The organism is Longimicrobiales bacterium, from assembly GCA_029245345.1.
Classification (GTDB): Bacteria; Gemmatimonadota; Gemmatimonadetes; order Longimicrobiales; family Gaopeijiaceae; genus CALFPJ01.
On record JAQWPM010000002.1, the window covers coordinates 111,957 to 136,145 of the forward strand.

General features: G+C 60.7%; 17 protein-coding genes. 14 read left to right on the forward strand and 3 right to left on the reverse strand.

Translation table 11 applies throughout. The annotated features are described in order from the left end of the window. Positions 1 to 8 precede the first annotated feature (8 nt). Both P8L30_00550 and P8L30_00555 read left to right on the forward strand, forming a co-directional pair. Positions 9 to 776 carry an ATP-binding cassette domain-containing protein gene (locus tag P8L30_00550; GenBank protein ID MDG2238694.1) on the forward strand — a complete coding sequence of 256 codons (768 nt, stop codon included), beginning with the start codon at positions 9 to 11 and terminating at the stop codon, positions 774 to 776. Further along, the gene (locus tag P8L30_00555) at positions 773 to 1,732 is read left to right on the forward strand and encodes an MlaD family protein (protein MDG2238695.1); all 960 of its coding nucleotides are present in this window, start codon (positions 773 to 775) and stop codon (positions 1,730 to 1,732) included. The genes P8L30_00550 and P8L30_00555 overlap by 4 nt, the downstream gene beginning before the upstream one ends. A gap of 81 nt (positions 1,733 to 1,813) precedes the next feature. Here the strand turns inward: P8L30_00555 and P8L30_00560 are convergent, their stop codons facing one another. Next, on the reverse strand, positions 1,814 to 5,092 hold the full coding sequence (locus tag P8L30_00560; GenBank protein ID MDG2238696.1) for a BamA/TamA family outer membrane protein: 3,279 nt from the start codon (positions 5,090 to 5,092) through the stop codon (positions 1,814 to 1,816). Between the two features lie 180 nt (positions 5,093 to 5,272). Between P8L30_00560 and P8L30_00565 the strand changes: the two genes are divergently transcribed. The 11 genes from P8L30_00565 (at position 5,273) to P8L30_00615 (ending at position 19,204) form a co-directional block, all read left to right on the forward strand. Beyond that, the gene (locus P8L30_00565; protein ID MDG2238697.1) at positions 5,273 to 6,496 is read left to right on the forward strand and encodes a sialidase family protein; all 1,224 of its coding nucleotides are present in this window, start codon (positions 5,273 to 5,275) and stop codon (positions 6,494 to 6,496) included. 3 nt (positions 6,497 to 6,499) lie between these two features. Then, the gene (locus tag P8L30_00570) at positions 6,500 to 7,012 is read left to right on the forward strand and encodes a TlpA disulfide reductase family protein (protein MDG2238698.1); all 513 of its coding nucleotides are present in this window, start codon (positions 6,500 to 6,502) and stop codon (positions 7,010 to 7,012) included. Then, entirely contained in the window at positions 7,009 to 8,106 is a 1,098-nt protein-coding gene (locus P8L30_00575) for an alanine racemase (GenBank protein MDG2238699.1), read from the forward strand. Before P8L30_00570 ends, P8L30_00575 begins: the two co-directional genes overlap by 4 nt. Next, the gene (locus P8L30_00580; protein MDG2238700.1) at positions 8,103 to 9,086 is read left to right on the forward strand and encodes a PfkB family carbohydrate kinase; all 984 of its coding nucleotides are present in this window, start codon (positions 8,103 to 8,105) and stop codon (positions 9,084 to 9,086) included. The genes P8L30_00575 and P8L30_00580 overlap by 4 nt, the downstream gene beginning before the upstream one ends. Before the next feature lie 33 nt (positions 9,087 to 9,119). After that, complete coding sequence (locus P8L30_00585) at positions 9,120 to 9,509, forward strand: Rid family detoxifying hydrolase (GenBank protein ID MDG2238701.1); 390 nt, start codon at positions 9,120 to 9,122, stop codon at positions 9,507 to 9,509. A 255-nt stretch (positions 9,510 to 9,764) separates the two neighbouring features. Beyond that, the gene (locus P8L30_00590; protein MDG2238702.1) at positions 9,765 to 12,983 is read left to right on the forward strand and encodes a SusC/RagA family TonB-linked outer membrane protein; all 3,219 of its coding nucleotides are present in this window, start codon (positions 9,765 to 9,767) and stop codon (positions 12,981 to 12,983) included. Between the two features lie 12 nt (positions 12,984 to 12,995). Next, complete coding sequence (locus P8L30_00595) at positions 12,996 to 14,330, forward strand: hypothetical protein (protein MDG2238703.1); 1,335 nt, start codon at positions 12,996 to 12,998, stop codon at positions 14,328 to 14,330. A 91-nt stretch (positions 14,331 to 14,421) separates the two neighbouring features. Beyond that, positions 14,422 to 14,862, forward strand: a complete 441-nt coding sequence (locus tag P8L30_00600; GenBank protein ID MDG2238704.1) for a hypothetical protein — start codon at positions 14,422 to 14,424, stop codon at positions 14,860 to 14,862. Then, positions 14,862 to 15,359, forward strand: a complete 498-nt coding sequence (locus tag P8L30_00605) for a hypothetical protein (GenBank protein MDG2238705.1) — start codon at positions 14,862 to 14,864, stop codon at positions 15,357 to 15,359. Before P8L30_00600 ends, P8L30_00605 begins: the two co-directional genes overlap by 1 nt. 139 nt (positions 15,360 to 15,498) lie before the next feature. Continuing rightward, entirely contained in the window at positions 15,499 to 18,663 is a 3,165-nt protein-coding gene (locus P8L30_00610; GenBank protein MDG2238706.1) for a hypothetical protein, read from the forward strand. A gap of 103 nt (positions 18,664 to 18,766) precedes the next feature. Continuing rightward, positions 18,767 to 19,204: a hypothetical protein gene (locus tag P8L30_00615; GenBank protein ID MDG2238707.1), complete on the forward strand. Its 438-nt coding sequence runs from the start codon at positions 18,767 to 18,769 to the stop codon at positions 19,202 to 19,204. Here P8L30_00615 and P8L30_00620 read toward each other — a convergent pair whose 3' ends face one another. Beyond that, positions 19,205 to 21,592, reverse strand: coding sequence for an aldehyde dehydrogenase family protein (locus tag P8L30_00620; GenBank protein MDG2238708.1), 2,388 nt, complete (start codon positions 21,590 to 21,592; stop codon positions 19,205 to 19,207). It abuts the gene before it with no gap. Continuing rightward, entirely contained in the window at positions 21,589 to 22,623 is a 1,035-nt protein-coding gene (gene deoC, locus P8L30_00625) for a deoxyribose-phosphate aldolase (protein MDG2238709.1), read from the reverse strand. The genes P8L30_00620 and deoC overlap by 4 nt, the downstream gene beginning before the upstream one ends. Before the next feature lie 136 nt (positions 22,624 to 22,759). Between deoC and P8L30_00630 the strand changes: the two genes are divergently transcribed. Next, positions 22,760 to 24,130 (forward strand): 1-acyl-sn-glycerol-3-phosphate acyltransferase, encoded by a 1,371-nt coding sequence (locus P8L30_00630; GenBank protein MDG2238710.1) that lies wholly within the window; start codon positions 22,760 to 22,762, stop codon positions 24,128 to 24,130. Positions 24,131 to 24,189 lie beyond the last annotated feature (59 nt).

Consider the following 24,189-nt stretch of genomic DNA (forward strand, 5'->3'; position numbering starts at 1 on the left):
GCCGACTCGTGATCGAATACAAGAACATCCACAAAGCGTTTGATCTTCCCGTGCTCAGCGGCGTGTCGATGCGCGTAGAGTCAGGCGAGATGTTCGCACTCTTCGGTCCGTCCGGTACCGGAAAGAGCGTGCTGCTGAAGACCACCATCGGGCTCGTCATCCCCGACAAGGGCGACGTCGAGGTCGACGGGCTGTCGGGCTACAGGGACGGGGCGAAGGCGCTGCAGACGATCCGAGAAAAGGTCGGGTACGTCTTTCAGAATGCGGCGCTCTTCGACTCGCTGAACGTGCTCGACAACGTGTGCATGGGGATCCCGGAGGACGAACTGGCTCAGCTGCCTCGGGCCGAGGCTGCGTCACGCGCATGGGAAGCGCTGGAACTCGTGAACCTCGAGCCACGAGAGATCCTCTCGAAGATTCCGTCCGAACTTTCTGGCGGCATGAAGAAGAGAGTCGGAATTGCGCGGGCGATCATTGGTCGCCCAGAAGTGCTCCTCTGGGATGAGCCCACGACCGGGCTTGATCCCATCAATACCGCTGCCGTCGAGAGACTTATCCAGCGGCTATCGAAGGATCTCGAAGTGACCTCACTTCTCGTCACGCACGACGTAGAAGGGGGCTTGTTGATTTGTGACCGGGTCGCCCTGCTTGACGGCGGTACCCTTCGTTTTTGCGGAAGCCCCGCCGACTTCAGGGCGAGTCCTGACCCGGTCGTGCAGGCTTTCGTTGACCGTGAGGCTGCAGAAGCTGCTCTCGATATTGGTGTGCTAACATGACTGATGCGACTCCGAACGGCGGCCGCGGCGCGCCGACAAACCAAGACCTCGACGACCATGTGCCGAACGTACGGCGTGGTCGTGAAGCCCGACTTGGCGTCTTCGTCATTGGGGGATTGCTCTCGTTCGTGATCGTCCTCTTCATGTTGACGAGCCCCGCGTCCCTCCGTGGCCGCTACATGATCAACACGATCGTCAACGACGCGGGCGGTGTACGACGAGGTGACCCGATCCAGATGCGCGGAGTCAACATCGGCCGAGTGAATCACTTTGAGATGCTTCAGGACGGAAACGTTTCCATGCGGCTCGAAATCGAGGGTGAGTGGTTGATTCCCACGGGGTCGAATAGCAAGCTCGCCGCCGCCGGTATGTTCGGCGGTCGCACGGTAGAGGTGATCCCGACTTTCGCGGAGACCTTCCATGCCCCCGGAGACACGATCCCGGGTGAGGGGGGAGGAGCCGGCGGTATTCTCGGCTCGATGGACGAGCTGAGCGGTCAGGCCGGTACCGTCTTGACCCAGATCGAGACCCTCCTCAGCGAACAGACCATCGGATCGGTGCAGGGAAGCGCACGTGAGCTCGAGACTCTGCTCTCAAGCATGTCAGAGGTCATCAACGAACAGAGAGGCGAACTCTCAGGCCTGACTGCCACGCTTCGCCGCTCGGCCGAAGGCCTGGAGGACGCGGCCGCAGCCGGCCCGGACGTAGCCAGAGCCATCGCCCGCGCCGACTCCATCATGACCACACTCAACCAAACCAGCGTCTCCCTAGACGTAACAATCGCCTCCCTCCGTTCGATCTTAGACAAGGTCGATCGCGGAGAAGGTACCCTCGGCAAACTCGTCCATGACACGTCGCTGTACGACAACATGAACGCGTCAGCGGTGACCCTCGCTGACCTGCTCGCGGACCTAAGGGAAAACCCGAACAAGTACATCAGTCTGAGCATCTTCTAGCGCCGCACGAGCGCCCCAAACGCAAGAGAGCCCCGAGCCGCAACATCGCGGCCCGGGGCTCTCTTGTTAATTGGAGGTTTTCTACCAGCCCGGAGCCATGTTGAATCCCCAGTGCCACCCCTTGTCCGGCCGCTGCCAGGGGTAGGCGTAGTACGCTTCGAGGATCATGAAGCCGAGCACATTGAAGCGGGCTCCGACTCCTGTCGAGAACACCGGCACCCGCTTCGCAGGGTCGCGGCTCCACTCGAGGGTTGCCGGGTTATCTGCGTCCCATGCCATCCCCGCATCGGCGAAGGCGACCAGCTCGGTCGGCAAGAACGGGAAGTTGATGATCCCGTACTGCTCGACGCCTAAGAAGGGAATTCTGAATTCGAAATTGGCGACTGCGATTTGTTGGCCGAGCAGGCGATCGAAAGCCCCGCACCTACTGTTACCGCCGGTGGGTACGCCGCACTCCTCACTGCTGAAGCTGTCGAACGAGTAGCCTCGAATGAACGTCTCATAACCCAAGAACAGGGGGTTGAGCAGCCCAAAGCCGTCCGACTGGTTCTCAGTCGATGTCAGCCCGTACCGGCCGTAGTGCATACCACGGGCGCCGATAGTGAGGTTCTTCGTCGGGCTGTAGTAGCGCCTCCAGTCGGCGATGATCGTCGTGAAGTCCACGGTGCCCGAGGTCTGCTCGACCTCGAAGCGGTATCGGCCGCCGCGAACAGGTGAGACGAAGCCCATGGAGGCGTTGTCTCCGACCAGGGCGGCAGATGCCTGCACCATGTTTAGAGGATCCGGCGAGCAAAATCGATCCCCGGGGTTGTTGCACAGATCGTTCTGGCCCTGACGGTCGAAGTCGACGATGCGCCCGAAGGCATCTGAGAAATACTTGTCGAGCTCGATGTCGTAGCTGTACCGCGTCATCCCGAGAGAGACTTCGAACCTCTGATTCCCAGATAACGGATAGGACACCTGGCCCGACGTCGATGATATGAAAATGCGGTACCGCACGAGGCCGGTGTACTGGCGCACCGCAGGATTTCCTTGAGCATCTAAAATCGGCTCTCCCGCTTCATCGAGCCTCGGATCAAACCCGAAGTCGTAGAATCCCATCTGGTAAGGGATGCGTCCCGCACTGAGCGCCCAGTTCCACCGGTTGGCCATATTTGCATAAAAGAGCTGGCCGCCGATGTCCTTGAACGTGCCCTGAGCCTGAACGGCAACACCAAGGATTTTGTCACCGAGCATGTCGCTGAAATAGGCCGACGCTCCGCCGGAGGCGTAGTTGCCGTAGCTATCTGTCCCGACGCCTAGCGAGGGCTGGCCGACGAAGTCCAACGACATCTCCGATTCGTATTCTTCGGCGTCTTCCGCGTCATACGTGGAGGAGGGCAGGAGGCCCGTCTCGGCGTCGGCTAGGTAGGTGGCGATCCGACTGAACCGATCAGGATTCGCGGGCGGGAGCTTCCGACCCAACTGGTCTCTCGCGTTCGCGACGATATCAACGACGGGAGCCGATCCGTCGATTGCTTTCGAGTAGATGTGGAACTCGAGTTCGTCGAAGACGGTGTAGGCGAGCTGCCCAGACGGTGAGATCGACATCGCCGGGGACATATACGTGTGGCCGCTCACACCGGTCGCGACGTTCGTGATGCGGCGGACGTCGCCGTTATCAAAACTCAGTTCATAGACGTCGGAGACGCCGTCTTGGTCGGAGATGAAGTAGAGACTCTCACCACCGGCACCGTAGACCGGATTGATGTGCTTCACGTTCCCGAAGACCGGCAGAATTCGGACCTGGCCCGTGGCGACTTCCAGTAGTGCAAGCTGAAAGGCGCTGTACGTCAGCCGCTCGAAGCTGGTCTCGGGCCCACGATCACTCGTGAACGCGATCGTCGTTCCGTCCGGAGACCACGTGGGCTGCAGGTCCGCGAACTTGTCGTTCGTGAGCTGGATCATCTCGTCGGACTCAAGGTCGTACATGAAGATGTCGCTGATGCCGCCGACAGAGCCGGAGAACGCCAGATACCGGCCGTCCGGTGACCATGCTGGATTCGACACTGCTCCGATTTGATCGAAGGCGATCCGACGTTGTACCTGACCGTTGTCGGTGTTCGTGATCACGATCTGGTTGTCGCCCTCGGCCGAGACTACATAGGCGAACTGTCGAGAGTCGGGCGACCAAGTGCCTGACGAATCGATGTAACGAAGAGCCTCAATGTGCGGGTCCGAACTCGCGCTGGAGAGCTTTCGAATGACCCGGCCCGTCGCGACTTCCGCCATATACAGATCGACCGAGAAGAGGTCCTTCTCGGATAGGAAGGCGACGTAGCGGCCATCGGGGCTAATTGACGGGGAAATATTGGTGGTACCCGAACCGGTACTCGGCGCGAGAATCAAGTTGCCGTCATCCGCGGGAGCGTTCCGCCCCTCCATGATCGGCAGGTATTCCTCGGCGACCTTTTCCGTCCAGCGAACGGATAGTGTGTCAGTTGAGAGGCCCAACACCTGTTCGATCGCGCCCTCGAAGCCAACACGGAGGGACCGGCGATAGATCTGAATGACCGCGTCGTCCCCGTACGTTCCGCCGATGTAGGCCCACAAGGCCTGACCGAACCGGTAGGGGAAGAAGCGCGACTCTCGGGTCATCTGGCGGATTGTCGGGAGCTCGTCCCGCCGAATAGCGTCTCGGATCCACATGGCCGTGAGTGGGTCGTCTCGACCCACCGAGAGGTATTCTGCCATGCCTTCGATCAACCAGAGCGGCAGCGACATGAGGCCTTGAATGCCTCCGCCACGACGCGACTGAGCGATGTTGTACTGGAAGGCGTGGACGAGTTCATGGCCCAAAACGTGATCGGTATCCCAGTAGGATCCGGTCATGGGCATGATCACTCGATTCTTCAGCGACTCCGTAACACCACCCGTCCCCTCGCCGATCGAACCGGAGAGCGTATTGGTCTGCTGGAAATCGGGGTGGTCGGCGTAGAAGATGACAGGCTTCGACTGTTCGAACTCGTGTTGAAACGACCGAGCGAGTCGCTCATACCACCGCTCACCCATGCGGGCCGCGTCGAGCACCGCCTCTTCTTCGATGTCGTAGTAGTGGTAGTCGAAGTGCTCCGTCTTCAAGACTTTGAAGTCGAAATCATCGAATTGGACTTTGTTTCGTCCGAAGTACTGAGCACTTCCCGGTTGGGGCAGAGCGCCAACGACCACCAGTGCCAGCGTGGCGCCGAGTATCGCCCGAGACACATTCCCCGCGAGCTTCGTCAAGTCCATCGTCATCATCGCCTTGTATAGAATTGCCACCACCCGATCACTTAGACGATCGGCGTCGGCCGAATCACACATGTAGAGTTTCGAACCCACCAGTCCATTACTTAAGCCTTCGTCCGTAAACCCTCAGAGTACCCCGGCCGTTCCACTCTCGTTGACCTGCAGGGGGAACCTGATCCAGATTCTCCCCACTTCCGGAGTGGTATGCAAGCAGGCACCGTGCCTTACTTTGTAATCCCTACCGGTTAGACCCTCTTGTTTAGGTACGCTGTCATGAACAAAGCCCTTTCTTTTACGGCCATCATATGTGCCCTAGCGTCCTGCGCGGATGTGTCGCGGGCCATGCCGGAGGACGCCGGTGTAGAGTTCCCATCGCCCGCTGGTGATGGCAGCGGCGAGCCATTTCTGTCCGCGTCAGAGGACGGGGTGTTCATGAGTTGGCTGGAGCCAACCAGTGAAGGGTCGAACGCGCTGATGTTCGCCCAACTCGTGGGAGACGACTGGAGTGAGCCTTCTGTGGTCGCCGAGAGCGATGGCTTCTTTGTGAATTGGGCCGACTTCCCCTCCGTGACCCCGGACTCCGAAGGCACCCTGTGGGCGCATTGGCTGCAGAGAGGGGAAGCGGGCGGTTATGACTATGGGGTCCGCATCGTGAACTCACGAGATGGCGGCGAAACGTGGTCTGCGCCTTGGACGCCGCACGAAGACGGTACGCCCACGGAACACGGGTTTGTGAGCGCGATCGCAATGGACGGTTCGATCGGATTCTCTTGGCTCGACGGTCGCCAGTCCGTGGAAGGTCCGGACGGAAGCCTAGCGACCAAGGAAATGACTGTGCGTTGGCGCACGGCGAATGCCGACGGCACCCGGGGCCCAGAGACGCTCCTCGACGCGCGGGTCTGCGATTGCTGCCAGACGAGCGCAGCGCTGACACCCTCGGGCCCCATCGTCGTCTACCGTGACCGAAGCGAAGACGAGATCCGGGACATTTACGTGACGAGGAACATCGATGGGGCGTGGACCGATGGAATGCCGGTCCACTCGGATGGTTGGAACATCGCCGGTTGTCCAGTGAATGGTCCCGCAGCGACCATGGCAGGTTCGGATCTAGCGGTCGCTTGGTTTACCGCCGCTGACGATGTCCCACATGTGAAGGTCGCGTTCTCCGATGATGATGGGGCGACCTTTGGGGAGCCGTTCGTGGTCGATGACGGAAATCCGGCCGGGAGAGTACACGTCCTGGGCAGGCCTGACGGGAGCCTGTTCGTAACGTGGTTGGAGCGGACCGGGGGAGAGGCCGCGGAAGTCCGACTCCGTCGGTACGATCGAAACGGTGCGCAGGGAGATCCCGTCGTCGTGTCGAACTCGACGTCTGCCCGAGCCAGCGGTTTCCCGAGAATGGCCGAAGCACCCGATGGTAGCCTAGTGGTCGCATGGACAGACGCGTCTGCCGAGACACCAATGGTTCGACTCACGCGACTGGTCTTGGAGCATTAGACGATGATGGGGCTGAAGAGGATCATGATGGTCGGTGCTGTGCTCGCGACTGCGGCGTGCGCCGCGTCCGAGATGCCGGCAATGCCTCAGATGGGGAACCTGGCGCCGGCGTATGCTGCGACGACGCTCGCCGGCGAGGCAGTCTCGCTCGAGTCTCTGCGGGGCGAGGTGGTGCTGCTGAACTTCTGGGCCACGTGGTGTGGACCGTGTCGGTTCGAGACTCCTTTTCTCCAGGAACTGTTCGAGGAATACGACGAACGGGGATTCGAGATCGTCGGTGTGTCGATGGACACGGGGGACGCCGCGGACCAGGTGGCGATGTTCGTAGAGGAGTACGGTGTGTCGTACACCATCCTCCACGATTCGCAGATGCGCGGCATGGAGGTTTACCAGATCCTGGGACTGCCTGCGACGTTCTTGTTGGATCGGGAAGGCACGCTGGTTTGGATGAAGTATGGCCCGGTGAGTGAGACGGACACCGCCTTCTTTCAGGCCATTGAGGACGCTCTGAATTGAGTCTGATAGATCCAGAGCGCATCGAAACTCCGGTAGGGTATGTAGACCTTCAGAGGGTCCGGGCAAACGCTGCTCGGGCGGCTGAATACGCGGCGGGGCACGGCTTGGGGTGGCGTCCGCACGTCAAGACGCACAAGTCACTTCAGATTGCCGGGATCCAGCTAGAATCAGGCGCTCGAGGCCTAACGGTCGCTACACTGCGAGAAGCCGAAGTGATGTCCACGCTCACCGACGACATACTTCTCGCCTACCCGCCGGTCGGAGACGAGAAACTTCGCCGGCTCGTTCAGCTCAGTCCATCTCTCGATCTCAAGGTGGCCCTCGACTCTGAGGAGGTTCTGCGAGGTCTCGCGTCGGCCGCAGCTGCAGCCGGCCGAACTGTGGGCGTTCTGGTCGAGCGTGACGTGGGCATGGGTAGAGTGGGACTTCAGTCCTCAACGCAGGTTCTCGAAGTCGCCCGTCTCGCATCTGAACTGGACGGGGTCGAATTTCGAGGCATCATGTTCTATCCGGGCCAGATCCGCATGACTGAGGCGGACCAGGGTGTGCCCATCGCAGAGGTATCTGCGCTTCTCTCTGAGACGGTCCGGGCTCTCGAAGAAGGGGGCTTGTCGCCGGAGATCGTGAGCGGCGGCTCAACGCCGACATTGTATCGAAGCCACGACATGCCCCACCTCACCGAGGTTCGATCCGGGTCGTGCATCTACTATGATCGCGAAGGACTCGACATTGGGTGTGCCGGCCCAGACGACATTGCTTACACCGTGTTGGCTACGGTGGTGAGCACCGCGGTCGCCGGGCACGCAGTCGTTGATGCCGGTTCCAAGGCACTGGCGAAAGAAGGCCGGGTCGGTGACGGCTACGGCCAACTCTTGGATCGGCCCGAGGTTCGGGTAGCAGGTCTATCAGAAGAGCACGGTGTTCTGGATCTCTCACGGACAGATTGGGTCCCGAGTGTGGGAGACAGGGTCCGGATTGTTCCCAACCACGTATGCGTTTCGGTGAACCTGCAGGACGCGTTACTCGCGGTTGACGGTAATACCTACTCGATGCTCACACTTGAGGGCCGCGGACGCGGGCGCTGGGAGGGGTGAGTCCGGACCGCTTAGAGGCGCTCCTTTCGGCCGCCCCCGACATCGAGGTCCTAGTCGTAGGCGACCTGATGCTGGATCGCTACGTATCGGGCCACGTGAATCGGGTCTCTCCGGAGGCGCCGGTTCCCGTTGTCCGGGTGGATACGTCCGAGTCGGCCGTCGGGGGAGCCGGCAATGTCGCGGCTAACATCACCGCGCTCGGTGCACGCTGCAGCGTCGTCGGCTGTGTGGGTGAAGATCCCGCTGCTGATCTTCTCGGTGGGGCGCTAACGGCTCTTCAGGTAGGTGTGGACGGCGTAGTCCGGGACGGTGACCGGCCGACCACCGAAAAGACTCGTATCCTCGCAGGTCAGCATCAGATCGTCCGCTTTGATGTCGAATCGCACGACGACGTCAGCGCGGAAGTCGCGTCAGAATTGGTTCTCAGAATCACCGATTTGGCGCGGGGCGTTAATGCGATCGTGGTCGAGGACTACAACAAGGGAGTTCTCGTTCCAGCTGTGATCGAGTCGGTGCGGCAGGTCGCGGCGGTGCGCGGTATTCCCTGGATCGTCGACCCCAAGCGTAGAAATTTCTTTCGATTTCAGGGGGCGACGGTGCTCAAGCCGAACGCTCATGAACTCCAAGACGCGCTCGGAGAATTCATTCATCCGGATGACCCAGCATGGATGGAGGACGTCCGAAGCCGGCTGGAATGCCAGAACCTCCTTCTCACCATGGGGGAGCGGGGCATGGCCCTCCAGACGGCGGAGGGGGAGTCCTTACGAGTCCCAGCGGTCGCGCGAGGCGTGTATGACGTCTCTGGAGCAGGGGACACGGTTACCGCTCTGACTGCCCTCGTCCTCGCCTTCGGCGGTTCTATTGAGGAAGCGGCGTGCCTCGCCAACCACGCAGCAGCGATCGAGGTAGGAAAGCCGGGCGTTGCTACGGTCTCGCCCAACGAATTGCGGAGCCAGCTTGCGGCCCGCGCCATCACCTAAATCTGATTCATCCCACGTATCACGGAGCCATTAATGCCGGAACTCAAGCGAGTCCATACTGAGCACGCCCCCGCCGCCATCGGTCCATATTCCCAGGCGATCGTCTCTGACGGATGGGTTTTCTGTTCCGGTCAGATCCCGCTGGACCCGGAGACCGGAGAGCAGAACACTGGGTCTGTCGCAGATCAGACCGACTTGTGCCTCAGGAATCTTGAGCATGTACTCAAGGCCGCCGGTGCTTCCATCAATAGCGTCGTAAAAACGACGGTATTTCTCTCCGACATGAACACTTTTGCGGAGATGAACGAGGTCTACGCAAAACACTTTGGCGACCATCGCCCGGCGCGGGCCGCGGTGCAGGCCGCAGCCCTGCCCAAATTCTGCGATGTAGAGATCGAGTGCGTCGCTCGCGTGGAGGACTGACGCCGTAACCACGCCCTGAAGGCCCCAAAGTCGATTGGACGATTTTGTGCCTCAAAGCGTTGCTCCTTCGCCGATGTCAGCCTACTGTTATGTGAACATATGCGTCACGGGGCTGTTACGTCCGTGGTGTTTTGTGTTTGGTAGGAGAAAGAAGTAACACTGCACCCTGAGGAGCGTGGACGCGCTCCTGTTGTACATAGAATAGAAGTAAGGGTGATTCGCTAAGTCCCAACCTCAAGAAGGGAGGACAAACTAATGACGCGTCCAACGTCAGCACGCCTTACCTTCGGTGTAGCGCTCGCGGTTGCAGCGCTCGTCGGATGGTCACCAGCTCCGGTAGCTGCCCAAACAACGGGTACGCTTGTCGGAGTGGTGAAAGATGCTGCTTCGCAGCGTCCGCTCGAGGCGGTCCAGGTATACATCGGGGGCACCGGAATTGGTGCCCTCACGAATGCCGCAGGCCGCTTTTTGCTTCTCAATGTGCCAGCCGGCGAGCATGCGCTTGCAGCTGACCTCGTAGGGTATCGCTCAGGTGCTTTGACGGTCACGGTGACCGCTGGGCAGTCTTCGGTAGCCGATTTTGGTCTAAGCCAGACCGCCATCACGCTCAACGAGATCGTCGTTACAGGTGCTGGAGTGGCTACCGAGAAGCGTAAGCTCGGTAACACGATTGCCACGATCGACGCTTCCGCCCTGGATAACGCTCCGATCGCGAACTTCAGTCAGATGATCGCGGGTCGTGAGCCTGGTGTAGTGTCGCTTCCTTCGTCCGGTTATACCGGTGAGGGTGCGCGTATCCGCATCCGTGGTTCCGCGTCGCTCTCGCAGCTCAACGAGCCGATCATCTATGTGGACGGTATCCGCGTGGATCGCTCGGCGGTGCAGTCGTTCAACGGACAGGGTTCGCCCTCCCGTCTGGACGACATTCCGCCCGAGTCGATCGAGCGGGTCGAGATCCTAAAGGGTGCTGCTGCTGCCACGTTGTACGGCACGGAAGCATCTAACGGCGTGATCCAGATCTTCACGAAGCGTGGCCGCGCAGGTGCGCCTCGCTTCACGGCTCAGGCCGACTGGTCGAACATCGTCGCACCGACGAACCGCATCCTCCCTGTTGCTGACTTTGCAGAGAGCGCGGCAGACCAGGCGCGGATTGCCGCGCGTTGGGGTCGTAACGTTCAGCTCTTCGAGCCGTTCCAGGAAGACATCATTCCTGACATGCTCGGCGCCGGTTTTGGCCAGATCTACTCGGCCTCCGTGTCGGGTGGTTCGAATGCCTTCCAGTACTTCGTGTCGGGTCGCCTGACGGATGAAGATGGTCCGTTCGACGCTGCGAAGAACTTCCCGGTCGTGGAAGGTATTGAGCCGGAGACGGATTCGAATCGTCGAGCCTCGGTCACCTCGAACTTCACGATCATCCCGAACAGCAAAATCCGGATCGGCGTCTCGACGCTCTTCTCGGACATGGAGCACCACACGCCGGACAACTCGAACAACATTTACGGTGTGTTCTCCTCGCAGCTCATGACGCAGTTGCGCCTCGCGACCCCCGACAATTACTACGGTAACCCGGCGTTTGCGACGGGTCGTGAGAACATGTACCAGCTGAACTTCGTGAACTCGCAGCACTTTGCGGGCTCGACGAACATTGGCTTCACGCCGACCGACAACTTCCGTCTCGACGGAACGTTCGGTATCGACTTCACGTCGGATGATGCTGTCTCGTTCCGTCCGTACGCGTGGAACGTCGATGGCTTCAGTGGCTCTACACCGGATGGTAGCCGGACCGTGCGGGAGAATCGTAGCCGCGAGATCACAACGGACCTGAAGGGTTCTCACACCTTCCAAACCAACATGTGGGAGAACACGCTTCTCTTCGGGGGACAGGGCTTCATCCGTCAGCGCCAGAGCGCTGGTGGTGGTGGCCGCGACTTCCCGGGCCCCGGCCTGGAGACGTTGTCCGCTCTCGCGTCGGAGAGTTCCAGTGAGAGCTGGCTCCGTGTGACGCAGATTGGTGGTTACCTGCAGGATCAGCTTGGTTGGGACGACTGGGTATTCTTGACCGTCGGTGGACGTTGGGATGCCAACTCCGCGTTCGGTGAAGACTTTGAGACGGCCTTCTACCCGAAGGTTTCCGTCTCAATCGTTCCCAGCCAGGGACTGGATTGGACGAGCGAGACCGTCTCGACGTTCCGTATCCGTTCCGCGCTGGGTAAGTCCGGCCTCCAGCCGGGCGCCTTTGATAAGTTCACCACGTTTTCGCCGCAGCCGTCGGCTGAGGGTCCTGGCGTTCGTCCCAGCAACTTGGGTAACTCCGCCCTGAGGCCTGAGGTTTCGACAGAGTGGGAAGTGGGTGCCGAGATCGGCCTCTTTAACGACAAGTGGTCGGTCGACATGACGTACTGGAACCGCAAGGTGACAGACGCTCTCGTAGCCCGTCAGTTCCCGGTAACGGGTGGGTTCACGTCGACGCAGCTGGATAACATTGGTGAGATGCAGGCTTCGGGCGTCGAGATCAGCCTGCGTGGTGCGCTGATCCAGAGTGAGAGCCTGTCCCTCAACGTGTTTGCGAACACGGCGTACCTGCAGGAAACGATCACCAGCATGGGTGGAGCACCGGCTCTTAAGACCGGTGGTTCGTACCCGCGCTACCGCAACTACCTCGTCGAAGGTTCCACACCAGGTGCGTTCTTCGGTGCCAAGATTGCGGACGTGGCGATTCCGTTGAACCTCGATGGTTCCTGCACGGAGCCGTCGCTGGCCCAGGCGCTCGCGTACTTTGCGGGCCCGGTCAACCCGAGCAGTTTCAAGCCGCTCGCGATCGGTAACGACGGATCCAACAACACGTTCGGTGATCCGAACGGTCAGTTCGCTTCAAATAACTGCGGAGAGGGCCTGCTCGAGTCGTATCTCGGCAAGCCGTCGCCTTCTTGGGCTGGTTCTGCCGGCTTCAACATGTCCTTCGCAGGCAACTTCGAATTAAGCACCTTGTTCGAGTACAAGTTTGGTCACCAGGTGCAGGATCTGTCGGGTATGTTCCGTCGGTCAAACTCCGTGATCGGCCGCAACACGCCGCGCTCGGCTGAGCTCGAGTCGATCATGAAGAACCCGGCATCGTCCGCGCAGGCCCGTCTCGACGCGGCTGTTTCGTGGGCTCGTGAAGTTGAAGGTCTGTCGCCGATGTCAGGCATGAACGGCGTCTTCGATGCCAGCTGGATCCAGTTGCGTGAGGTGTCGCTCACGTACCGGGTACCGGCCGACATCGTTTCGGGCTGGGGACTGTCCACCGCCACCGTCAACCTCGGTGCGCGGAACTTGAAGATGTTCATGCTTGGTGATTACACGGGCATGGATCCCGAGGGCAACGTCCTCGGCCGCTGCAACGGCGGACTCAACTGTAACTTCCTCGATTCGACCGAAGGGTGGGGGATCCCGATCCCACGTCGGCTGACACTTTCCACTCGCGTCACGTTCTAAGGGGGACGACTAATGATTAAGCAATTGAAAGCTCCCGCGGTGATGCTTGCAGCGACCGTGGCCCTCACCGGCTGTGATCTGCTGGACGTCAGCAATCCCAACAACCTGGTGGAGGCTTCGATTCGTAACGAAGCCGCAGCATCTGCCGTGGTGAACGGGTCACTGGCTTTAGTATCATCGTCGATTTCCCAGTCCTGGCAGCCGTACCTCGTCGCATCTGACGAGTTGTACTGGATCGGCTCACGCGATGCGTGGGGCTCGCTGGACCAGGGATTTGTAGACGATCCTCTCAATGAGTTCATCGACGGTCCGTTCCCAGCTTTGGGGCAGGCCCGGTGGATGAGTGACGAGGCTGTTGAGATTCTCGCCGGGCATGTCGCGGAGAGCCCGAGTACGGCCATGACTTACGATTTGGCCCGTGCCAACTTGTACTCCGGCATTCAGTACATGTTGATCGGTGAGACGCAGGAGGATTTTGCGTTCTCCGACAAGACCGAAGACGGGCCGCCGGTTGGCCCGGCCAACATGTTCCAGGTTCTCGACGGTGCGATCTCGCGCCTGGACGCTGCGGTGTCCGGTGCGAATGCCGTCGGTGACGCTGACCTCGCTATGAGGGCGATGGCGATACGTGCGCGCGCGCATCAGTCGCGTGCGATCTGGGACGCCATCAACCCGTCGCCTTCGGGCAACGGACTCGTCAACGCGGCAGCTGCCGCGGCTGACGCTAACGCAGTGATTGCCGCTGCGGGTGGCGCGACGGCTGACTGGACGTACAACCTTACGTACTCCAGCGGCACGGTCAGCAACTCGATGGCGAGCTGGGTGAACGACCGGAAAGAGAACCAGATCGATCTTTCGATCGTGACGGTTAATGCCGCGAACGACATCAACGGCATCGCTCTCATGGATCCGATCGACAACGTCGCGGATCCTGCGGTGATCAGGATTCTCAACCAGTGGAAGGGTGGAAACTATCTGTCAAAGGGTGGCGTTTATGAGCCCATGACGGTGTCCTCCACTCGGTTGATGCATCTGATTTTGGCTGAAAATGCGCTCGCCGGCGGCAACAACGCTGGATTCACAGAGCACATCAACCACATCCGTTCCATGGACGGGTCGACCTTGTTCAGCGGCCAGATCTCGAACATGGATATGCTGAAGCACACGCGTCGTGTGAACGTCATGCTCCAGGGGCTCCGGCTCGGGGACATGTACCGCTTCGGTATCCAAGCGTCGGATTGGTCTAACTTGGCTGTTACATCGTCCGGTCCGGGCGAGATGCTTCCGATCTCAATCATCGAGATTCGGGCCAACTGCCACCTGAACGGCCTCGGCTGCGGTGGTTGATCCCCGCTAAGGGGTAGAGAAAGGCGGGCGCATCCGTACCTTGTGTGCGGGTGCGCCTCGTCTTTTTCAGTCACTGACCTGCAGATATCAGATGATGAAACACAAAGCTCTCGTCGCGCTCGGTTTCGTGGCGCTCGTTGTGGCCTTCGGATGCGGAGCGTTCGAAGATCCCACCCCGAATCACATTTTTTTCCAAGTGGATGGGGAAACCGGAACCGAGGTGAATGTCATCTACTCCACGCAGTTCGTTGCTGGAGTGGATGAGTACGCCGTAACTGGCGTGACGGTCTTCGTTTCGGACACCGTCCGACACACACTGCCTATCGATACGGTGTTCAACATCGCGATCGACCGGCAGTGGTTGGTGCTGATTTTGCCTCCGGAGGAGGGGGCATACGAGCTCAACGTCCGTGTGGATGTCGATAACAGGAGCCTGGTCTCCGAGTCGGGCGGCGTCTTCGCCGGCACCCCATGGTCGTTCGTCTACATGTTCAACCGTCAACTCACCCGCATTATCGAGGTCGAGATTTAATGTCGACTTCCACCTTGATGGTTCTAACGGCAGCAATCGTCCTCGCGGGTTGCTATACCTACACACCGGTTGAAACTCCCGAGCCGGGAACGGTGGCTCGGGTCACCGTGCCGCTTCAATCTGCGGTCGCTGATCGCAACGCTGCGGCGCAGACGGTCCTGGTCGAGGGAGTCGTCCTCGAAGCGGGGGATACCATCGTCTTGGCCTCGACCACGCGTCGCGACTTGACCGCGTTCAGCCGGATGATCCAGTTCGACACCTTCCGTGTGGCACGGGACGGCGCGGTCTCTGTGGAGTTGCGTGAGTCCTCCCCGGGCAAGAGCATCGCACTAGGCCTCGTCATCACCAGCGCGGCCGTTTCACTCGCGATTTCGGCTCTCGCGATCGACGATGGTAAGGCGGGTGACGATAGTGTCGGGGACGGGACGATGCCGGAGGGTGCGGTCGTCATCAGTTCCTCGCTTGTGGGCTTGGTCTGGAAGCTGATCGGACGCTGACGGGAGGTTCACCGCCGGCTATTGGTCTCCTTGGGTTGTTATGGCCCGCTTGTCTTGCTTCCTTTTGTCAGCTGTTCTACGCTGACGTTCCCGGACCGACGCCCCCCCCTCGAACACCCACAAATCAGGCATCAAAACGATGAGCAGATACGTTCGGCTCCTCGCGCGCACAGTGCTCGGCCTTGCGGTCGTGCTCCCGACTTGGATCGTGCCCGCGGACGCACAGGAATTCCCAGAAGAGATCTACGACGGCCTTCGGTGGACAAACGTCGGCATCGCTCGCGGTGGACGTTCCACAGCTGTGGCGGGTAGCGATGCTCGCCCCATGGAGTACTACTTCGGCGCGACCGGTGGTGGACTTTGGAAGACCACGGACGGTGGAAACAACTGGCGTGCCGTCACAGACGGGCAGATCACGAGTTCGTCTGTTGGTGCGGTAGCCGTCTGTGAGTCGGACCCCGATGTCGTATATATCGGCACGGGTGAGACGCAGATTCGTGGAAACATCCAGCAGGGTGATGGCGCGTACAAGTCGACCGATGCAGGTCGCACGTGGACGCATATCGGTCTTCGCGAAACGCAGAACATCGCGCGAATTCGGATCCATCCGGACAACTGCGACGTCGCTTGGGTTGCAGGTTGGGGCGTTCACTCCGCGGACAATCCGGAGCGCGGGGTGTTCAAGACCAGCGACGGTGGTGAGTCGTGGGACCACACGCTGTTCAAGAGCGAGAAGGCCGGGGCGAACGACCTAGTCGTCGATCCCAACAACCCCGATGTCCTGTACGCGGGGATTTGGGAAGCTTGGCGCAAGAGCTGGGGGATGAGCTCAGGCGGTATGGATTCCGGAATCTGGAAGTCCACCGACGGCGGCGACAACTGGACTGACATCACTGCGAATGTTGGGCTCGGCGACGCGCCGATCGGCAAGATTGGCCTCGCCGTTTCAGGTGCGAATTCTGATCGCGTGTGGGCGATCATCGAGCACAAGGAAGCCGGTGGTGTCTACCGTTCCGACGACGGTGGTGAATCGTGGGAGTACATGAACGACGAGCGGAAGCTCAGGCAGCGTGCCTTCTACTACAGCCGCATCTATGCGGACCCTCAGGACGAAGACGTCGTATATGCCGTGAACACCGGCTTCTACAAGTCGGAAGATGGCGGAGCGACCTTCCCCCGTTCGATCAGCGTGCCGCACGGAGACAACCACGACGTGTGGATTGCTCCGTCGGATACGGACCGGATGATCAACGCCAACGATGGTGGCGGAAACGTCTCCTTTAATGGTGGACAGAGTTGGACGGACCAGCAGTTCATGACATCGCAGTTCTATCGGGTCACCACCACGAACCACGAGCCCTACTACATCTGCGGTGCCCAGCAGGACAACTCGACGGCATGTATGCCGTCGAGTGGGTGGAACCACCTTTCCGCGGCCGGTGGCCGTGGGGGCGGTGGCCATTTCTTCGCGGTCGGCGGTGGTGAGAGTGGATACATCGCGTCTGATCCGGATGACCCCGATGTCTACTACGCGGGTTCGTACGGTGGTGCGCTCTCCCGGTTCGACTACCGAACCGGCATCACCCGGGCCATCAACGTTTGGCCTGACAACCCCATGGGTCAGTCCGCGGAAGACATCACGGAGCGCGTCCAGTGGACCTTCCCGATCGTCTTCGACAATCACGACTCCGGGATCGTGTACACGGCGACGCAGAAGGTCTGGCGGTCCTCTACGGACGGTCAAAGCTGGGATGCCATTAGTGGTGACCTGACCCGTGCGGATCCGATGACCATTGGGCCGTCGGGTGGACCGATCACGCTGGATCAGACCGGTGTAGAGACGTACGCGACCGTCTTCGCGATCGCTCCGTCACACCATGATCAGAACGTGATCTGGGCAGGCTCGGATGATGGGTACGTTTCCGTGACCCGGAACGCCCAGAGCGACGCTCCGACGTGGGAGAACGTCACTCCGCCGGACGCCCCGGACTTCGTTCGTATAAACACGATCGAGGCGTCGCCGCACACACCGGGCAAGGCTTATGTGTCTGGTATTCGGTACTTGGTGGATAACGACAGGAGCCCGTATGTCTGGAAGACCGAGGACTACGGACAGAACTGGACCAAGATCACGAACGGGATCCCGGACGACGACTTCGTGCGCGCGACTCGGGAAGACATCGTACGGCCCGGAATGCTGTATGCGGGGACCGAGAGGACTGTATACGTCTCATGGAACGACGGAGAGAACTGGCAGCCTTTGAGCCAGAACCTTCCCGTCGTGCAGGTCTCGGACCTCGTGGTCGAGGACAACGACCTCGTGATCGGGACACACGGACGGTCGTTCTGGGTGATGCGGGACATCGGAATTCTTCGCCAGATGACACCTGAGGTCGTCACCTCCGACTGGTGGCTCTTCGATCCGAAGGACCCGGTGCGCGGTTTCGACAACGCCACCACCGTTCAGTACTACCTGCCGGAAGCAGCGGATGAGATCACCGTAGAAATCATGGATTCCGACGGTGACATCATCTTCACATCAACCGCCGGTGGCGACGATGACGAGCCGGTGGAAGCGGCGGCAGGTGGTCGTGGGGGTGGCCGCGGTGGCTTCTCCGGGACCATTCGACCTTCTCGTTCAGCCGGTTCGAAAACGTTCCGGTGGAACCAGCGGCTTCCTAGCTGGACCGACTTCGAAGGTCGCATCTTCTGGGCGGCTGGCCCTGTGGGCCCGGCCGTAGTCCCGGGTCAGTATCAGGTCAACATGACGGTGGACGGCGAAACCCAGAGCCGAGAGTTCGAGATCAAGATGAACCCGCGGGTGCTCGCCGAAGGTGTCACTGTGGCGGATCTCCAGGCGCGACATGATCTCGCCATCATGATTCGGGATCGTGTGACGCAGGCCAATGAGGCGGTTCTGCAAATGCGCTCGATCAAGACACAGATTGACGATCGTACCGAAGAGAACGACAACGCAGAACTGGCCTCGTTGGCAGGTACGGTTGCTGAGCGATTGACGAGCGTTGAGGGTGAGATCTACCAGATCCAGAATCGCTCGGGTCAGGATCCGCTCAACTATCCGATCAAGCTGAACAACAAAATCGCCGCACTTCTGAACCACGTTGAGGGTGCGGAGAATCGTCCGACGGATCAGTCCGTTGAAGTGTTCGACACACTTTCGGACTTGTTGGACGTAGAGATCGGGCAAATGACACTTGTCATTCAGCAGGACTTGGCCCGACTCAACGCGTTGTTGCGGGAGCTGGGTATGGAGCCGATCGACGCGAGCAAGCTGATCGCGTAGTCCGACCCGACGGCAACGACGAGGGGGCGGCGCTGTGTGCGTCGCCCCCTCTTTGTCGTCCTATGGTTACGGTTGCCGGAATGAGGAGTGGATGGCACCGTAAATGAATCTGAACCGAGACACTTCCTTGCGGGGTTGTATGCAGCGGAGCTTTACCACCACCGGACGTTTGACCTTTCGGGGCGCCGTTCTGATTGTGCTTGCGGTCTTGAGCGGGTGTGGTTCCCGCTCGAGTGAAGATCCGTTCAATGGACAACGCTCAGCTCCCTCCCAGATTCGAATCAACGTCGACAACCAGAATTTCAACGATGTTCGGCTCTTTTCGCTCACGACCCGAGGCAGAATGCTGCTCGGTCAGGTTGGCGGGAATGCTCAGCGGACCTTCCAGGTCGATTGGAGAGGACTCGACGAGATCCGAGTACGGATGGAGTTTCTAGCCGGCGCTGATTATGAGACCAACAGGGTGGATGTCTCGCCCGGGGAGCAGATCTACCTGATGATCCCAAGTGAGCCGCGCAACGCCTACTTGAGGCGTCGCTAGCTACGCTCCATAGGGAACCCAGATGTTCTTCACCTGGGTCGCCTCACGCAGAAATTCCTCTCCGTAGCCTTGGTGCGCGTCGAACCAGTCCCGGGCGCGTCCGTAGCTCACCCAGGTCCGTTTCAAGTTGCCGGTGGAAGCGGCCTCGACGGTCTTGGAGTCTTCTTGGCTGCCGAAGTGCCACATGCAGTCGACCGTGTCGTGAGCGGCGAGCGTCGGGAGGGTCTCCGCGTGTGGACCTGTCACGATGTTGATCACTCCGGCGGGGACGTCGGATGTGTCCATGACCTGATACAGGTCCGTCGCGACCAACGACGCCCGTTCCGACGGCAGCACGACGACAGAGTTCCCAACGGCGATGGCTGGAGCGATCCCCGAGATCAACCCGAGCAAGGGACGCTCAGCAGGGGCCGTGATCCCTATGACGCCCATCGGCTCTTTCATGGCCAGCGTCACGTTCCGGAGCGGCGTGTGGTGCACGCGTCCTTCCCATTTGTCTGCCCAAGCGGCGTACACGAAGAGCCGCTCGATGGATGCATCGAATTCGGCTGACGCATCGTCGGTGTCCCCGGAGAACGCTGCGAGTCCGTCGATGAACTCGGCGCGGCGCACTTGGAGGTTCTCGGCGAAGTAGTACAGCACTTGAGCTCGGTTGTGGGCGGTGCGACTCGCCCAGCCCGCCTGCGCTTCGCTCGCGGCTTCCACAGCGTTCCGGACGTCCTTCCTGTTCCCCCGTCCGACCTCTCCTAGGAAGGACCCGTCATGCCCGTATACCGCGACGCTGGAGTCTCCGTCGGGCCGGCTCTGTTTCCCTCCCACGTACAGCTTCGCGGTGCGATCGACAGGAGGTATTCCCTCGACCGCCGCGGCGGGGCTCCCGTCTGTCGGGGGCAGGCTCTGCAACTCCGGCGCGTCGCGCTCCCAGGTCGGCATCATGTACTCATGGAGCCCTTCCTCACCGCCTTCCCGCCCGTAGCCGCTCTCTCGGTATCCACCGAATCCGGCAGCCGCGTCGAAGAGGTTCGTGCAATTCACCCACACGGTGCCCGCTTTGATCTTCGGGGCCACATCGAGAGCAAGATTGATATTCTCGGACCACAGGGAGGCCGCGAGGCCGTACCGCGTGTCATTGGCCAGTTCAACGGCCTCGGCGGGCGTTCGGAACGTCATCAGGACTGCAACGGGGCCGAAGACCTCGATCTGAGCGAGCGTGCTCGAAGGGGCCACATTGGTGCACAGCGTCGGTGGGTAGAACCAGCCTTCGCGGGGTGGGCTCCAAGACGGCTGCCACACCTGGGCGCCCTCGGAGCGCCCCTGTTCGACGAGACTCTCGATTCGCGCCAGTTGGACAGGGGCTACGATGGCCCCCATGTCGACGGCCTTGTCGAGCGGGTTCCCCATACGAAGCGTCTCCATGCGCGCCCTCAGCTTGCGCTCCAACTCCGCGGCGACGCCTTCTTGGATCAGGATACGGGAGCCCGCACAGCAGACTTGGCCCTGATTGAACCAGATCGCGTCGACTACACCTTCGACCACTGAGTCCAGATCCGCGTCCTCGAACACCAAGAACGGCGACTTGCCGCCGAGTTCGAGAGAGAGCCGTTTTCCGCTGCCAGCGGTGGCTTCTCGAATGATGCGCCCCACATCCGTCGAGCCCGTGAACGCGATTTTGTCCACATCGTCGTGGGCCACGATGGCTGCACCGGTCGCGCCATCTCCAGTGATGATGTTCACCACTCCCCTTGGAAGACCGACTTCCTCACACAGCTGCGCGAAGAGCAGGGCAGACAGCGGAGTGAATTCGGCCGGCTTGAGAACGAGTGTGTTACCCATCGCTAGGGCCGGAGCGATCTTCCAGGCCATCATCAGCAGCGGGAAGTTCCAAGGAATGATCTGTCCGATCACCCCCACCGGTTCTGAGTTTGGGAACTCGTCCGGCATGAGTTGAGCCCACCCAGCATGGTGGTAAAAATGCCGGGCTACGAGCGGAATATCGAGGTCGCGGGATTCACGGATCGGCTTCCCGTTGTCCATGGTTTCGAGGACGGCGAATAGCCGGGCATGCTTCTGGATGCGTCGAGCGATTGCGTGCAGGTACCGAGCGCGCCCATGGGGGCCGAGCGCCCACCAACCCGCCTGCGCAGCCCGTGCCGCTGCCACAGCTTCGGCGACCAGAGCGTCGCTGGCTTGTCCCACTCTGGCGATGGTCTCACGCGTTGCCGGATTGGCCACGTCGAATGAGGGTCCCGCCGACGCGTCCGTCCATTCCCCTTTTATGAAGTGACCGAAGGCTCGCCCGTGGTCGTCCAGCCACGTGTTCGCTTGACCGATTGCTTCCGGGGCTGGGCCGTACTCCAGCGAATCGAAGACCTCTGCGACCTTGCTCATGCCAGGGGGTGCCGGTTGTGGGCGGAGTAGCGCCCGGTCACGTGGTGCTCGAGTTGACGTTCGATATCGCCGAGGAGCGACGATGCGCCGAAACGGAACAGTTCAGGCTGCATCCACCCGGTGCCGAGCTCCTCTTTCATCAGGAGGAGCCAGAGGAGGGCCTCCTTCGCGGTTCGGATTCCACCAGCAGGCTTGAATCCGACCGCATACCCGGTCCGCTCAGCATAAGCACGCACCGTGCGGGCCATCGTGAGTCCTACCGGGAGCGTCGCGTTCACACGTTCCTTGCCTGTGGACGTCTTTACGAAGTCAGCGCCGGCCATCATACACACCAGACTCGCTTTGGCGACGTTTCGAAGCATCGCGAGTTCGCCGGTCGCGAGGATCGTCTTGATATGTGCATCGCCGCACGCTTCGCGGCAGGACCGCACTTCGTCATACAACGCCTGCCAGTTCCCGGTCAGGACGTGCCCCCGAGTCACGACGATATCGATCTCCCTGGCCCCAGCCGCCACAGATGCTTTGATCTCGGCGATGCGTTGTGGGATGGGACTCAGTCCATGTGGAAATCCGGTCGACACAGCCGCGACCCGGATTCCGGATCCCGCAAGCGCTGAGACGGCTGCGGGTACCATTTGATGGTAGACGCAGACAGCTCCGACCCTAATCGCGTCGGAGGGCATTCCCATCGCCTCCAAGAGATCCCGGCGGACAGGCTGACGAGCTTTGGCGCACAGGCGACGGACTCTTTCCTCCGTGTCATCACCCGCGAGGGTAGTCAGATCCATCAGGGTAATGGCCTTGAGGAGCCAAGCCGCCTGCCACTCCTTCTTGACACTGCGACGTGTGCCGAGCGTAGCGGCGCGACGTTCGACCGCACTACGATTCACCCGGAGGGTGCTCACCCAGTCCATGTCGAGGCGCGCGCCCGGATTGCGGGCGCCCTCGTGCATATCGACTGGGCGCAGCGTACCCCCTTGTGAAGCGTACGTCGCTGAGCGATCACGCGTGGATGATTCTGAGGTCTTCACGAGTCTTGATGCAGGGTTTTCTGAGGCTTCAAAGGTACCTCGGCGTGTTTCCCGATGACAGCCGATGTCCTTTCCCTATTCGACTGTGAGGGGTCATGTTGGGGCCAGGGAGCGGCGCGACCCATCGGAGGCGGTTTTGTTAACACGGATTATCACGAAGTTCGTCGGCTGGGTCGTGTCCGTATTTTACGATGTGGAACGGACCGGACCCGTTATGCCGGAGGGTCCCGTGCTCATCGCCGGGAATCACCCGAACGCGCTTGTGGATCCCCTCGTGATCTTCCGGACGGGTGGGCGTCCTGCGCGTACATTGGCGAAGGCGGCTCTCTTCGAGCAGTGGCTGGTCGGTGCGATGCTGCGCGGCCTGGGTGGCCTTCCGGTTTATCGACGTAAGGACTTTCCGGGCCAGGCGCACCTGAACGACACCACGTTCGATGCTGCGATCGGTGCACTCCACAACGGTGAGGCCGTGCAGATCTACCCTGAGGGACAGAGTCATTCTGAGCCGTCTCTGACTCCAATCCGGACTGGCGCAGCACGTATTGCTTTGCTCGCTGAGGAGCGACGTGATTGGAAGCTCGGCCTACACGTCCAGCCCGTTGGTCTGACGTACACACGGAAACACCTCTTTAGGGGCAGGGTCGTTGCGATGTTCGGGGAGTCGTTTCCCGTGGGGGAGTACCGTGATGCGTACGTGGAGGACGAGAGGGCGACGGTGCGCGCGCTCACGGATCGAATCAGAGCAGGGCTCGAGGCCGTGACGTTGAATTTCGATCACCCAGAAGACCGCGATCTCGTCGAAGCTGCCGAGCGGCTGTATGCGAGGGAGAAGAAGTTCGCCCGCTTTAGAGAGCGGGACAGCATGACAGAGCGGATGCCTCGGCTTCGCCGTTTCGCCGACGGTATCCGGTGGCTCCGAGCGACGGATCCTGTGCGCTTCCGTGCATTACGGGCCCGGGTCCGTCGTTATCTAAGGCTGCTGACGTTGTTCGGCGCGAGTGAAGGTGACATTCCTCCGACCTATCGCATGGGGGTGGTGCTCGTGTATGCGCTTCGTCAGGCCTTGCTGCTGGGCTTCGTACTCCCCGTTGCGCTCGTGGGGATGTTCGCCTGGTTGCCTCCCTTCGTTGCCACGCGCTACCTCGCGCCACGTTTTCGACCGGCGATCGACCAAGTCGCCACGTACAAGATTGCGATCGGCATCTTGGCTTTTCCGTTGTGGTGGGGGATGGTGACCGCGGGTGTCTGGCTCGGGTGGGGCCTGACCGCGGCTGGTATTCTGACCGTCGGCATGCCGACCGTTGGTCTCGCTGCGATCACATGGAGAGATCGCCAGACTCAGGTCCGCGAAGATCTGCGAGCCTTCCGTAGGGCGGTTCGAAGCCCGCGTGGACGCGACCGCTTGTCTGAGTTGAGGCGTGACGTGGCGGAGGAACTTGACGAACTGGCACAGGCGTGGAATGCGGATCGTCTCGCTGCCGCCGCTTCGCAGGGTGCTTCGGACTAGGAAACCAGGGGCCCCGATCGGGGATTCACCCACAAGGAGCGCAGGTGCCTCGCGCTGCG